Annotated in this window: 9 protein-coding genes; 1 reads left to right on the top strand and 8 read right to left on the bottom strand. The window is 56.0% G+C overall.

All coding sequences use genetic code 11. From position 1 onward, the window contains the following. Nucleotides 1-97 precede the first annotated feature (97 nt). The 6 genes from M2403_RS14610 to M2403_RS14585 all read right to left on the bottom strand — a co-directional run bounded on the left by M2403_RS14610 (nucleotide 98) and on the right by M2403_RS14585 (nucleotide 8058). Entirely contained in the window at nucleotides 98-1762 is a 1665-nt protein-coding gene (locus tag M2403_RS14610) for a methyl-accepting chemotaxis protein (RefSeq protein WP_259229748.1), read from the bottom strand. A 309-nt stretch (nucleotides 1763-2071) separates the two neighbouring features. Then, a complete protein-coding gene (locus tag M2403_RS14605) occupies nucleotides 2072-3664 on the bottom strand; it encodes an ABC transporter ATP-binding protein (RefSeq protein ID WP_259229747.1) in 1593 nt (530 codons plus the stop codon). Further along, the gene (locus tag M2403_RS14600; protein ID WP_259229746.1) at nucleotides 3661-4476 is read right to left on the bottom strand and encodes an ABC transporter permease; all 816 of its coding nucleotides are present in this window, start codon (nucleotides 4474-4476) and stop codon (nucleotides 3661-3663) included. Before M2403_RS14600 ends, M2403_RS14605 begins: the two co-directional genes overlap by 4 nt. Nucleotides 4477-4494: 18 nt before the next feature. Further along, a complete protein-coding gene (locus M2403_RS14595) occupies nucleotides 4495-5433 on the bottom strand; it encodes an ABC transporter permease (RefSeq protein WP_152323953.1) in 939 nt (312 codons plus the stop codon). A 106-nt stretch (nucleotides 5434-5539) separates the two neighbouring features. Further along, nucleotides 5540-7081 (bottom strand): ABC transporter substrate-binding protein, encoded by a 1542-nt coding sequence (locus M2403_RS14590; protein ID WP_259230165.1) that lies wholly within the window; start codon nucleotides 7079-7081, stop codon nucleotides 5540-5542. A gap of 74 nt (nucleotides 7082-7155) precedes the next feature. Next, the gene (locus tag M2403_RS14585; RefSeq protein WP_259229745.1) at nucleotides 7156-8058 is read right to left on the bottom strand and encodes a homocysteine S-methyltransferase family protein; all 903 of its coding nucleotides are present in this window, start codon (nucleotides 8056-8058) and stop codon (nucleotides 7156-7158) included. Between the two features lie 330 nt (nucleotides 8059-8388). On the opposite strand from M2403_RS14585, the gene fhuE reads away from it, so the two are divergent. Next, nucleotides 8389-10605, top strand: coding sequence for a ferric-rhodotorulic acid/ferric-coprogen receptor FhuE (gene fhuE, locus M2403_RS14580; RefSeq protein WP_259229744.1), 2217 nt, complete (start codon nucleotides 8389-8391; stop codon nucleotides 10603-10605). Nucleotides 10606-10763: 158 nt separating this feature from the next. On the opposite strand, the gene M2403_RS14575 is transcribed toward fhuE, so the two are convergent. Together M2403_RS14575 and lldD are read right to left on the bottom strand one after the other, a co-directional pair. After that, nucleotides 10764-11603 carry a MetQ/NlpA family ABC transporter substrate-binding protein gene (locus tag M2403_RS14575; RefSeq protein WP_165060178.1) on the bottom strand — a complete coding sequence of 280 codons (840 nt, stop codon included), beginning with the start codon at nucleotides 11601-11603 and terminating at the stop codon, nucleotides 10764-10766. Nucleotides 11604-11808: 205 nt separating this feature from the next. After that, entirely contained in the window at nucleotides 11809-12957 is a 1149-nt protein-coding gene (lldD, locus tag M2403_RS14570; RefSeq protein ID WP_152326572.1) for an FMN-dependent L-lactate dehydrogenase LldD, read from the bottom strand. Nucleotides 12958-13012 lie beyond the last annotated feature (55 nt).

Raw genomic sequence — 13012 nt, 5'->3', positions numbered from 1 at the left:
GTCAGTCCCCCTGCGTCACGATCTTCGCGGCAGAAAAGTAAAAAACCCGATACTCAGTACCGGGTTGGGATAATTAACGCAGAAAATAATCAGAAAATCAGAAGGTTTCCCACGAGCCTTCATCGGCGGCAGGCACCGCGCGACGGTTTGGCAATAATGCCGGAGAGTTAACCTGCGTCGCTTTACGTACGGCGGAGGTTGCCGTCGCCGCGCTGACTTTAAAGATGCTGATGGCCTGCGACAGACGCTCCGCCTGCTCATTCAGGGAATATGCTGCCGAAGAGGCTTCCTGGACCAGCGCGGCGTTCTGCTGCGTGACTTCGTCCATCTGGTTGATGGCTTTGTTGATCTCTTCGATGCCGGTGCTTTGTTCATTGCTGGCAATCGCAATTTCGCCCACGATGTCGGTCACGTTCTTCACGCTGGACACCACTTCGGCCATCGTCGCGCCCGCTTTGGCGACCAGCTGCGTCCCGTTATCGACTCTCAGAACAGAATCGTCGATCAGCGATTTAATCTCTTTCGCCGCCGAAGCAGAACGCTGCGCCAGATTACGCACTTCTGATGCCACCACGGCAAATCCGCGCCCCTGTTCACCGGCACGCGCGGCTTCCACGGCGGCGTTCAGCGCCAGAATGTTGGTCTGGAACGCAATGCCGTCGATCACCGCGATAATATCGACGATTTTGCGGGAAGAAGCATTGATGCCTTCCATCGTATTAACGACTTCGCCCACCACTTCGCCGCCCTGCACTGCCACGCGGGAAGCCTGCGCCGCGAGCTGATTAGCCTGACGCGCGTTATCAGCATTCTGTTTCACCGTCGCGGTCATCTGTTCCATGGCCGAGGCGGTTTCTTCCAGTGAGCTGGCCTGCTGTTCAGTACGGGAAGACAAATCCAGGTTCCCGGCGGCAATTTCGCCGGACGCGCTGTTAATCGCATGGGTTCCGGCACGAACTTCTGTCACGATCTTGAGCAGATTTTCGTTCATGTTTTTCAGGCCCTGCATCAGCTGGCCCGTTTCGTCGTGGGAGTTCACCTGAATCTGCGTGGTCAGGTCGCCTGCCGCCACGTTTTCCGCCACTTTCACGGCATTAAGCAGCGGACGGGTGATTGAACGGGTCAGGAAATAGCCCATTGCCGCGGCCAGCAGGATCGCCAGCGCGGAGAAAATCAGCGTCAGTTCAATGGCGGTATGCCCGTCTGCCACCGCTTTTTTGCCTTCAGCCTGCAACTGCTGATCCTGAGAATTGGCAAAAGCGATGGCCAGATCCAGATACGCGTTCTGCGACGTGGTCAGTTTACGCAGGACATATTCGGTTGCGCCGTCCATATCACCAGCGCGGGCCAGTGCAATCAGCGCTTCTTTGCCGCTTTCAAACGCATCGCTGGCATCCTGCAAGGCTTTAATTTTTTGCTTACCGGTCACCGTTGTCTGGATGGCCGCAATTTTGCTCATCGCCAGATTGGTTTGTTTAATGGTGTCATCCAGCTGTAAATAACGTTTTTGGTTTTGTTCAGGATTCTTGGTATCGATGACAATTCCGCGCAAGAATTTAATCTGGTTATTCACACCGTCGCGGACATCAAATGCCAGACGAACTTTCACATAACGATCGTTGACTATTTGGTCAATGCTGGCGTTGATAGCGCTTATTTTTGTTACTGCTGTCACGCTGACGATGATTAATAACAGAATTACCAGGCTGAATGCGGCCCCCAAACGGGCACCCACCCGCATATTGTTGATCATCTTAAACATTCTCACTCCCTTATTTCCTGGCCAATAAAATGAATACAACGCGAAACAATTCAAACCGCTGATAATTGCATAGCGAAATCACTGTTTATTTTTTTAAATAATCCGTAAACCCTTATCTCAAATTAATTTTTTGACGCGGGAATAAAACTCTTAGAAATATTTAATGTTCAGGAAGGTTATCGGTACAAATAAAGAGATCTTTAGTGAATGAATTATTAGGGAAGTGTAAAGAGAAATGAATCAGAAAGGTTTGTAACTGTACAAAAATGGAATTGCGATTTACGCCTCCCCTTTTCAGGGGAGGCCGCTTTACGCGCTGACGAACATTTCCGCCAGCCAGCCGGTGCGCATTTCCGGTACGGAATGCAGCAACTCGCGGGTGTAATCGTCCAGCGGTTCGCTCAGTGCGGATGCTACCGGCCCCTGACGCACAATCACGCCTTGCTTCAGTACCGCCACTTCATCAGCAATCTCGCGCACCACCTGCAAATCATGCGTGATAAAGAGGTACGCAATGCCGGTGTCGTGCTGGATTTTACGCAGCAGTGCCAGCACCTCGCGCGCCACCAGCGGGTCTAACGCGGACGTCGGTTCGTCGCACACAATCAGTTTCGGCTCCGCCGCCAGCGCACGCGCGATACACACGCGCTGCTTCTGGCCGCCGGAAAGTGCCGCAGGATAACGCTCCGCCAGCTCCGCATGCAGCCCGACCTGTGCCAGCAGTTCGCTGACTTTGGCCTGCCGTTCCGGGCGGTTCAGCGAAGTAAAACATTCCAGCACGCGGGAAATCTGCCCGCCAATGCGCTCTTTCGGGTTCAGCGCGGTATCGGGGATCTGATGAATCAGCTGCACATCGCGCAACTGCGGGCGGCTGCGCTGACGCAGACCGGCAGGCAGCGTTTGCTGTTCCAGCGTCACTTTCCCCGTTTCCGGGCTGAGTAACCCGCAAATCACTTTGCCGAGCGTTGATTTCCCCGAACCGGATTCGCCGATCACCGCCAGCGTCCGGCCACGCGGCAAATTCAGGGAAATATCCTGTAAGACCGGCTGCGCCTGATAACGCGCGCTGATATTGCGCAGACTTAGCGCCACCGGTGCCTCGCCGGTTTGCGGCGTTTTGGTTTCGCCCTGCGCATTCAGCAGACGCCGGGTGTATTCCTGTTGCGGCCGCGCCAGCAGTTGCGCGGCCGGTGCCTGTTCCACCGTTTTGCCGTGCTGCAACACCATAATCTTGTCGCTGATTTGCGCGACAACGGCCAGATCGTGGCTGATGTAAATAGCCGCCACGCCGGAAATGCGGATCACATCGGCAATGGCTTTCAGCACGCCAAGCTGCGTGGTGACATCCAGCGCCGTCGTCGGCTCATCGAAGATCAGCAGTTCGGGACTGGCGCACAGCGCCATCGCAATCATCGCCCGCTGCAACTGACCGCCGGAAACCTGATGCGGATAACGCTGATAAAACGCCTGCGGCTGCGGCAAACCGAGCTGTTCAAACAGTTCAATGGCGCGCGCCTGTGCCTGCTGGCGGTCATAGATTTTGTGTTTCAGTGCCGCTTCAATCACCTGTTCACCCAGGGTAATCGCCGGGTTAAACGCCGCACCGGCGGACTGCGCCACATACGCAATATGGCGACCACGGATCTGCCGTAAACGCCGGTCAGACAACGCCGTGAGATCCTGCCCGTTAAAGACAATGCTGCCGGAATGAATACGCATTCCCTGACGACAATGGCCGAGAATTGCCAGCCCGATAGTGGATTTCCCCGCGCCGGATTCACCAATCAGCCCCAGCACTTCGCCGCGTTTCACGGTAAAAGACACGTCATCCACCAGCGTCCGCGGATTTTTACCGGCGGACACCACGCGCAAATTTTCTGTTTTGAGTAAAACATCGCTCATGCTTTTTTCCCCCAGATGCGGGTCGAACCGCTCATCAGCCAGTCGGCGACGGCATTTACCGCCAGCGCCAGCACCGCAATCGCCCCGCCGGGGATCAGCGCCGCCCAAACGCCAAACAGAATGCCGTCTTTATTATCCCGCGCCAGCCCGCCCCAGTCGGCGGTCGGCGGCTGAACGCCAAGACCAAGGAACGACAGCGCCGAGAGGAACAGCAAAATGAAAATAAAGCGCAGGCCAAATTCGGCAATCAGCGTCTGTAAGGCGTTAGGCAAAATCACCCGCCGGAGGATCCAGCCGAGGCTTTCTCCGCGCAGGCGCGCCACATCGACAAACTCCATCACGCCGATATCCGTCGCCAGCGAACGTGCCACGCGCAGCACGCGGGTGGATTCCAGCAGCCCGAGAACCAGCGTCAGGGTCAGCAAGGTTTTCGGCAAGACGGCCAGCACGATCAGCGCCAGAATCAGTGTCGGGATCGCCATCACGATGTCGTTGCAGCGGGAAATCACCTGATCCAGCCAGCCGCCGCGCAATCCGGCGATAAAGCCCAACGTGCAGCCGACCGAAAAGGCCACCAGCGCCGCCAGCGCGGTAACGCCCAGCGAAACACGGGTGCCCCAGATAAGGCGTGAAAGCAGATCACGCCCGAGATTGTCGGTGCCGAGCAGCGCATTGGGTCCCGGCAGATCCCACGACATGCCCAGTGTCTGATCCGGTGCGTGCGGCGCCAGCCACGGCGCAAAAATCGCGATAAGAACAAAGAGAATCAGCACCAGCAGGCCAAGGATCGAGGCAGGTTTTAAGGCAGGCATTGCAGCAATTCCTAAAATTTAGCGGTTATGGCGTAAACGCGGATTGGCGACCAGCGCCATCACGTCGGCCAGCAAATTCAGCAGGATATAAATCCCGGCCAGCAACAGCGCGCAATCCTGCATCACCGGAATGTCGCGTTTGCTGATGCTGTCGACCATGTATTGCCCCAGCCCCGGATACACAAAGACGTTCTCGACAATCACCACGCCGACCATCAGATACGCCAGATTGATCGCCACGACGTTGATAATCGGGCCGATGGCGTTGGGCAGAACGTGACGCCACAAAATGCGCGACGGCGACAGCCCTTTCAGCAGCGCGGTATCCACATACGCGGAGCTTTGCGCGGCAATCAGCGCGGCGCGGGTCATGTTGCTCATGTGCCCGAGGATCGCCAGCACCAGGGTAGCGCACGGCAGTGAGATTGCAGAAAGTTTGGCGGCCAGCGGCATGTCCGGCGAGATACTGCTGTTGCTCGGTGCCCACGCCAGCGTGATGGCGAAAATCAGGATCAGCAGATAACCGGAGAAAAATTCCGGCAGCGCAACGGTGGCGCGGGTGATGGCATTAAGGAAAGTATCGATAACGCTGCCGTGATAACGCACGGAAATAAACCCGATGATTAGCGCCAGCGGAACCGCGATGGCGGCGGTGCATCCCGCCAGAAACAGCGTATTACCAAGCCGCGTAAACAGCGGGCCGCTGATGGCCTCGCGTGTGGAGAAACTGGTACCGAAATCGCCGTGCAGTACGCCGGACAGCCAGCTCAGATAGCGGCTCGCCGCCGGCTTATCCAGCCCGAGTTGCAAGTTCAGTTCGCGGATGGCATCCGGCGTCGCGCTCTGGCCGAGAATGGCGGTGGCCGCGTTGCCCGGCAGCAACTGCACACCGGCAAAAATCAGCACGGAAACCGCCAGCACCACCAGCACGCCATAAAACAAACGCACCAGCACCATGCGCAAAAGCGAGCCGTCTGGTGAAACAGGGTTCAGCGAAAAACGGCCCGCGGGCCGTTGAGGTATTTTTACAGAAGGAAGTTCTGACATTATTCTTTTACCCGGCTCAGCTTTCGATCCAGATTTTCTCTGCCGCGCGGTTACCGCTCAGCGGCATTCCCGGCACAGAGGTGAATCCTTTGATTTTGGATGAGCAGCCGTCAAGCGCGTCGGCGTACAGCGGAATGACTTCGCTACCCTGATCGACCAGCATCACCTGAATATCGTGGTAAATCTGCTTACGGCGCGCTTCATCCGGCTCCCCGCGCGCGGCTTTCACCATCGCATCGAAGGCCGGAACGTGCCAGGCCGATTCATTCCACGAAGACTGGCTGGTAAACACCAGAGAAAGCAGCGCATCGGCGGTCGGACGGTTCGCCCAGTTAGACGACACAAACGCTTTTTTCTGCCAGATATCATTCCAGAACGCGTCATCCGGCACGCGAACCACGTTGAGGTTGATCCCGGCTTTCGCCGCAGATTGCTGATAAAGCTGACCGGCATCAACCGCGCCCGGGAAACCGGCGTCGGCCACGTTAAGCGTCAGCGGGCCGCTGAACCCGGATTTCTTCCAGTGGAACTGGGCTTTTTCAGGATCATACGGACGCTGCGGGATGTCTTTCGCAAAGTAGCGGTTCGACGGGAAAATAGGATTATCGTTGGCAACAGTGCCGTATCCGCCCAATACCGTGTCGATAATCTGCTGACGGTTAATGGCATATTTCAGCGCCAGACGGCCATCGACGTTATCAAACGGCGCCAGATTCGACAGCCCCGGGAAGGTGTAAATCATGCTGTCTTTCGCACGCACCAGTTTCAGGTTCGGCATGCGCTCGATACGGCTGACAATGCGCGGATTCACGCGGTTAATCAGGTGCGCAGAGCCGCTGACCAGCGCCGCCACGCGCGCCGTGGAATCGTTCATCGCCAGCGTTTCGACGGAATCAACATGCCCGCGTTCGCTGTTCCAGTAATTCGGATTGCGTTTGGTCAGCGTGGTTACCCCCGGCTGGAATTTCTCCAGAATGAACGCGCCTGTGCCGATGCCTTTGTCGAAGTTTTCATTTTCGGCGGTGATCGCAAAATGCACCGCGCTCAGCAGCCAGACAAATTCCACATCGGCGGCGGTCAGTTTGATCGTCACTTCGTGTTCGCCGGTCGCTTCAATGGAACTGACGGTGTCCAGATAACCTTTTACCGGCGATGTGGATTTCTCGCCGCGGTGGTGATTAAGGGAATAGACCACGTCTTTCGCGCCCAGCGAGCGGCCATCGTGGAACTGCACGCCCTGACGGATTTTCAGCACCCAGGTTTTGCTGCCATCGGCAGATGACCAGGATTCCGCCAGCGAGGGGGCAAGCCCGGCGCTTTCGTCGATTTCCACCAGGTTGTTGAAAACCTGTGAGCCGACAAAATACATGTACGTTTCGAACCAGAATGCCGGATCCAGACGGTCGGTGCTGGACGCGTTATCCACGCCCACCACCAGGTGCCCGCCTTTTTTCGGCTTCTCAGCGTCGGCGGCAAATGCGTTGCCCAGCCACAATGAATGCGTGGCGGCTGCGATGGAAAGTGCCCCCGCACTTTTAATAAACGAACGACGATCAATCATGTTTTTCCCCTGTCACTGAGGCGATCACGCCCCAAAATTCAGTCCGGCGTGCGGCTGAAATGTTTTTGATTTTATTGGCTGAATGCGTTTTTCAATGCCGCGATGTGTTCCGGCCCGATACCGCAGCAGCCGCCAACCATCGTTGCGCCCTGCGCTACCCAGTCTTCGGCAAATTGCAGATATCCGGCAGGATCGGTGTCCTGACGCATTTTGCTTAACCCTTCATTCGCACCGCGTTTGTTATCCGCGGGCTCGAAAGCGTTGGCATAAACGCCGATATCAAAAGAGGTGTTTGCGGCGCGTGCCGCACGAACGGCGGCGGCCATCACTTCCGGGCGGCTACAGTTGAACAAAATCGCGCTGGCGGATAAACGCTGCGCGGCGTCAACCGCCTGCTCGATGGATTCGCCGGAGCGCAGCAGCGCGTGGCCGTCACCGGTAAGCTGATCCTGCAAGGTGAACGAGAACCACAGAGGACGCCGGTCATCGCCCAGCACATCTGTCAGCACTTCGCGCACTGCTTCAACTTCGGCGACTGAACTTTGCGTTTCGGCCAGCCAGTAATCCACGGTGTCTTTGAGATTCTCCACCAGCACGGTCAGCAGTGCTTTCGCCGCAACGGGCTCGAAGAGATCCGGGCGATAAGAACCCAGAACCGGCGGCAGGGAACCCGCCACTTTCACCGGCGTTTTTGCCGCATCAGCGGCTTCGCGCGCCAGTTTTCCGGACAGCGCAATCAGCGCTGCGCCCTGCTCCGCAAAGACGGTTTCACCCACATGGAAAGGGACAACGGCGTAGCTGTTGGTGGTGATCACGTCGGAACCGGCTGCAATAAAAGCGTCATGCGCTTTACGCACAAATTCCGGTGCCTGGATCAGCGCCAGCGCCGACCATTCCGGCTGACGGAACGGCGCGCCCATCCGGGCCAGTTCACGGCCCATTCCGCCATCGAGAATTTTAATGTTACTGATCATTGTGTCACCGCCTCGAAATTTTCTTAACTGAATCAAACAGTAATTCATCAGGTGAATGACACTCTACAAAACGAACGTTTAGATGTCTAGATTTCTTAATGGCTAAAAATGAGAAAAGAAAACTCACTATTACAGAATGGTAATATTTATTTACACCGCTAAACCCAATGCGTATTATTCTCATTCGCTTTATTAACTAAGTTTGCACTCCACCATTCCGGCCCTCTTTTTCGGGGGATCCCGGCGGGTCTTGTTCACCCTTTTAAAGCGTTATAAATATCTAAAAGTTGTGGCTAATAAAATATAAAATAATCTTTCGGAGATTAATAAATGGTATCCGTTTCAGGGAAAAATTCAGTTAAATCAATCCGTGGCAGGAATAATAATTTAGGACAGAAACTTTCACTTTCTGTTATGGCTGTTTTTATTTCGTCTTCTTTACATTCTGCTTTTGCCGCCGAAACTACGGCGAATAAAACCGACGATACGGTCGTCGTGACCGGCCAAAATAACGCGGCGGTTACCGACACTGCCGCTACCGATTACAGCGTACCGGTCACCACCGCGGGCACCAAAATGGCGCTGACCACGCGCGACATTCCGCAGTCCGTGAGCATCATCAGCAAACAACGTATGCAGGATCAGCAACTGCAAACGCTGGGTGATGTACTGAAAAACACCACCGGCATTCAGGAAAGCGTCTCGGATCTTGACCGTCGCACCTATTACGCACGTGGCTTTTTAATCGATAACTACATGGTCGATGGCATTCCGACCACCTTCGACCCGCGCTGGGATCTGGGCGATTCCCAGTCCGACACCGCACTGTTCGAACGCATCGAAGTGGTGCGCGGCGCAACCGGCCTGATGACCGGCCCGGGCAACCCGTCCGCTTCTGTCAACCAGGTGCGTAAACACGCCGACAGCAAAGAATTCACCGGCAATGTTTCCGCGACTTACGGCAGCTGGAACAAACAGCGTTACGTGGCTGATTTGTCTACTCCGCTGAATGCCTCCGGCAGTGTGCGTGGCCGCCTGATCACCGGATATCAGGATCAGAACAGCTACGTTGAGCGTTACGGCGCGACCAAAAAATTCGTCTACGCCACGGTTGATGCCGACCTGACCGATTCCACCCTGCTTTCCGCGGGCTACGAATTCCAGCAAACGAATACCGACAGCCCGACCTGGGGCGGCATGCCGCGCTGGTATCTCGACGGCAGCAAAACCGATTACCGCCGTGGTTTCAACTCCGCGCCGGACTGGGCTTACAGCAATAAAGAGACCACCAAACTTTTCACCACCCTGAAACAGTCCTTCGATAACGGCTGGCAGGCCACGCTGAACGGCACGCATACTGAATCCCTTATCGACAGCAAAATGATGTACATCGACGGGACATTCGATAAAACCACCGGCGTGGGCGAATCCGCTTATGCCGGTTATCCGGTCGTCGCGGGGACCGGCTACAACACCGGTAAACGTAAAGTCGATGGCGTGGACGCCTTTGCCAGCGGCCCGTACGAACTGTTTGGCCGTCAGCATGAACTGATGACCGGCGTGAGTTATTCCAAACAACAAAATACCTATTACAGCGCATTCGCCAATATTTCGACCGAAGAGCTGGGTAACTTTAACGACTACAACAGCCAGTTCCCGGAAACTGACTGGGGTCCGCGTTCTCTGGCTGAGCGGGATGTTATCCGCCAGAAATCCGCGTACGTCGCCACGCGTCTTTCGCTGGCCGATCCGCTGCATCTGATTGTCGGCGCGCGTTACACCAACTGGAATTCTGACACCCTGACGGCTCAGATTGAGAAGAACAACATCACGCCGTACGCCGGTCTGGTGTTCGACATCAATGATACCTGGTCAACCTACGCCAGTTACACGTCGGTATTCCAGCCGCAGACTTACCGCGATATCAACGGCGCGTATCTGTCGCCGGTAATCGGCAAAAACTACGAAGCGGGCGTGAAATCCGACTGGTTCAACAGCCGCCTGACCGCATCCGTTGCGGTGTTCCGTGCGGAACTCGATAACGTCGCGCAAAGTACCGGCCGCACCATCGAAGGCTCGACCGATACGGCGTACGAAGGCAAAAACGGCACGGTGAGCCGCGGGATTGAATTCGAACTGAATGGCACGCTGACCGACAACTGGCAGATGACGTTCGGCGGCACCCGTTACATTGCCGAAGACGAGAACAGCGACGCGGTTAACCCGCAACTGCCGCGCACGCAGCTGAAACTGTTCACCAGCTATCGTCTGCCGATGTTGCAGGATCTGACCGTCGGCGGCGGCGCGAACTGGCAGACTCACGTCTGGCAGGATGTGCCGGGCCCAAGCGGCAACGGCACCCGTTACGCCGAGCAAGGCAGCTACACCGTGGTTAATCTCTTCAGCCGTTATCAGGTCACGAAACAACTCGCCGTTCAGGCCAACGTGAACAACCTGTTCGACAAAGAATATGACACGAGTGTCAGCCAGTACGTGGTGTACGGCGAGCCGAGAAATGTGTCGGTGACAGCGAGTTATAGCTTCTGATTTTGGCTCGCAGATGCTCGCCGTATCGGGTATAACCGGGACGGTGAGCGGCAGCGCGCAGTTAAAAAATTAAGGAGCGCGTTTACGCTCCTTAACCCGGTGTGGGCCGGCGCCCACGGTTTTGACCTAAAAGCCAGCCTGGGCGGCGAGCCCAAAAATCAACTTTTCGCAGCCGCCACCGGTAACACCGATCCTTTAAACTTCTCTTTAATAAACTCTGCGACCTGCGGCGATTCGAGATCTTTCGCCAGTTGCTTAATCCGTGGATCATTTTTAAGTTTTTCGGTCGTCACCAGAATATTCGCGTAAGGATTTCCCTTCGCTTTCTCCAGCCCCAGCGCGTCTTTTGCCGGGCTCAGCCCGGCTTCCAGCGCGAAGTTGCCGTTAATGACCGCCAGATCGACATCCGGTAATGAACGCGGGATTTGCGGGGATTCGACTTCCAGAATCTTCAGGTTTTTCGGGTTGGTGGCGATATCACGCGGCGTGGCCTGATTTTTCGCCGGATCGGTGAAGCCCGGTTTCAGCGTAATCAGCCCCTGACTTTGCAGTAAATACAACGCGCGGCTGAGATTGGTTTCGTTATTCGGGACGGCAACGGTGCCATTTTGCGGCACTTCCGCATAGCTTTTGTGACGGCTGGAATATACGCCGAGCGGCTCGATATGCACCGTCGCGGCGACTTCAAACTTCTCTTTCAGCGCCTTTTCCTGCGACAGCAAATACGGCACGTGCTGGAAATAGTTGGCATCCACATCGCCGTGCGCCAGCAATTCATTCGGATTCACCCCGCTCGGAATTTCGATCACTTTGAGATTCAGACTTGGGTCGATTTTCTGCACATACGCCAGAATTTCCGCATGAGGGACCGGATCGGCCTGCACGCGCAACGGCTCTGCCGCCCAGGCGGACAAGGAGGAAAGCAATGCTGCAACAGCCGTGAGACGACCTGCAAAAGAAAGCGATTTAGAAACCGGCAGAGCGATATTTTTCAGCATAGACATTCCCTAAAATTAACTTTTTTAATTGAGGTGATGGCGCCCTGAGGATTAACCCGGACAAATCTATGCTGACACATTTACAGGCCGTTACTTATACGCATTTCTCCCATGGATATCTGGAAAATTGAGATATTCAAAAAGCAGATAAATAATAAAGACAGCGACACCTCACAAACATTATCGCTGCCTTTCCGGCATCAAATCACCGCACGCTTCGCCCGTAGACCAGCGATTCGGCGCTGATTTCTGAAATAGATTTCGCGCCAGTCAGCGTCATGGCGACGCGCATTTCTTTTTCAATCAGAGTCAGCAGGTTGATGACGCCCGCCTCACCTGCCGCGGCCAGTGCGTAGACAAAGGCGCGCCCGAGCAGCACGCTGTCGGCGCCGAGCGCGATCATGCGGACCACGTCCAGGCCGGTGCGGATGCCGGAATCGGCGAGAATGGTGATGTCGCCTTTTACGGCGTCAGCGATGGCAGGCAGCGCGTGCGCAGTGGAAAGCACGCCGTCGAGCTGGCGGCCGCCGTGGTTCGATACCACGATGCCGTCTGCGCCAAACCGCACGGCGTCCCTGGCGTCTTCCGGGTCAAGAATGCCTTTGATGATCATCGGGCCTTTCCAGAACTCCCGGATCCACTCCAGATCTTTCCACGATATCGACGGGTCAAAGTTGGTGCCCAGCCAGCCGATGTAATCTTCCAGCCCGGTCGGTTTGCCGAGATAGGCTGAAACGTTGCCGAGGTCATGCGGTTTGCCGTTTACGCCGACGTCCCACGCCCATTGCGGATGCAAAACGGCCTGCAACATGCGGCGCGCGGCGGCGTTCGGGCCGCTCATACCAGAATGAGCGTCCCGATAACGTGCGCCGGGCACCGGCATATCGACGGTAAAGACCAGCGTTTTCACGCCTGCCGCCTGCGCGCGTTCCAGCGCATTGCGCATAAATCCGCGATCTTTTAAGACGTAAAGCTGGAACCACATCGGGCGGTCGATGGCCGGTGCGACTTCTTCAATCGGACAAACGGAAACGGTGGAAAGCGTGAACGGAATGCCTTTTTTGGCTGCCGCGCGCGCCGCCTGAACTTCACCACGACGTGCGTACATGCCGGTCAGGCCGACCGGTGCCAGCACCACTGGCATTGCCAGTTTTTCGCCAAACAGTTGCGTCTCAAGGCTGAGATCGGACATGTTTTTCAGGATGCGCTGGCGCAGGGCGATATCGGCCAGATCCGAAGTGTTGCGGCGCAGGGTGTGTTCGTTGTACGCGCCGCCGTCGATGTAGTGAAACAGAAATGGCGGCAATTTACTTTTTGCCGCCGCGCGGTAGTCCGTTGATGCAGAAATAATCATCGTGTTTTTCTCGTTATCTTTGTCTTGCGCTCTCTGGCGCGTAGGGGTGCAAAAA

Origin of the sequence: Rahnella sp. BIGb0603 (assembly GCF_024808755.1) — a bacterium.
Lineage (GTDB): Bacteria > Pseudomonadota > Gammaproteobacteria > Enterobacterales > Enterobacteriaceae > Rahnella > Rahnella contaminans.
This window is presented reverse-complemented; position numbering and strand designations above follow the sequence as displayed.

What these genes read in the sequence shown, in the direction of transcription:
- M2403_RS14595 (WP_152323953.1), bottom strand. Translation starts at nt 5,433, where the DNA reads ATGGTGCTGGTGCGTTTGTTTTATGGCGTGCTGGTGGTGCTGGCGGTT.
- M2403_RS14575 (WP_165060178.1), bottom strand. Translation starts at nt 11,603, where the DNA reads ATGCTGAAAAATATCGCTCTGCCGGTTTCTAAATCGCTTTCTTTTGCA.
- lldD (WP_152326572.1), bottom strand. Translation starts at nt 12,957, where the DNA reads ATGATTATTTCTGCATCAACGGACTACCGCGCGGCGGCAAAAAGTAAA.
- M2403_RS14600 (WP_259229746.1), bottom strand. Translation starts at nt 4,476, where the DNA reads ATGCCTGCCTTAAAACCTGCCTCGATCCTTGGCCTGCTGGTGCTGATT.
- M2403_RS14610 (WP_259229748.1), bottom strand. Translation starts at nt 1,762, where the DNA reads ATGTTTAAGATGATCAACAATATGCGGGTGGGTGCCCGTTTGGGGGCC.
- fhuE (WP_259229744.1), top strand. Translation starts at nt 8,389, where the DNA reads ATGGTATCCGTTTCAGGGAAAAATTCAGTTAAATCAATCCGTGGCAGG.
- M2403_RS14585 (WP_259229745.1), bottom strand. Translation starts at nt 8,058, where the DNA reads ATGATCAGTAACATTAAAATTCTCGATGGCGGAATGGGCCGTGAACTG.
- M2403_RS14605 (WP_259229747.1), bottom strand. Translation starts at nt 3,664, where the DNA reads ATGAGCGATGTTTTACTCAAAACAGAAAATTTGCGCGTGGTGTCCGCC.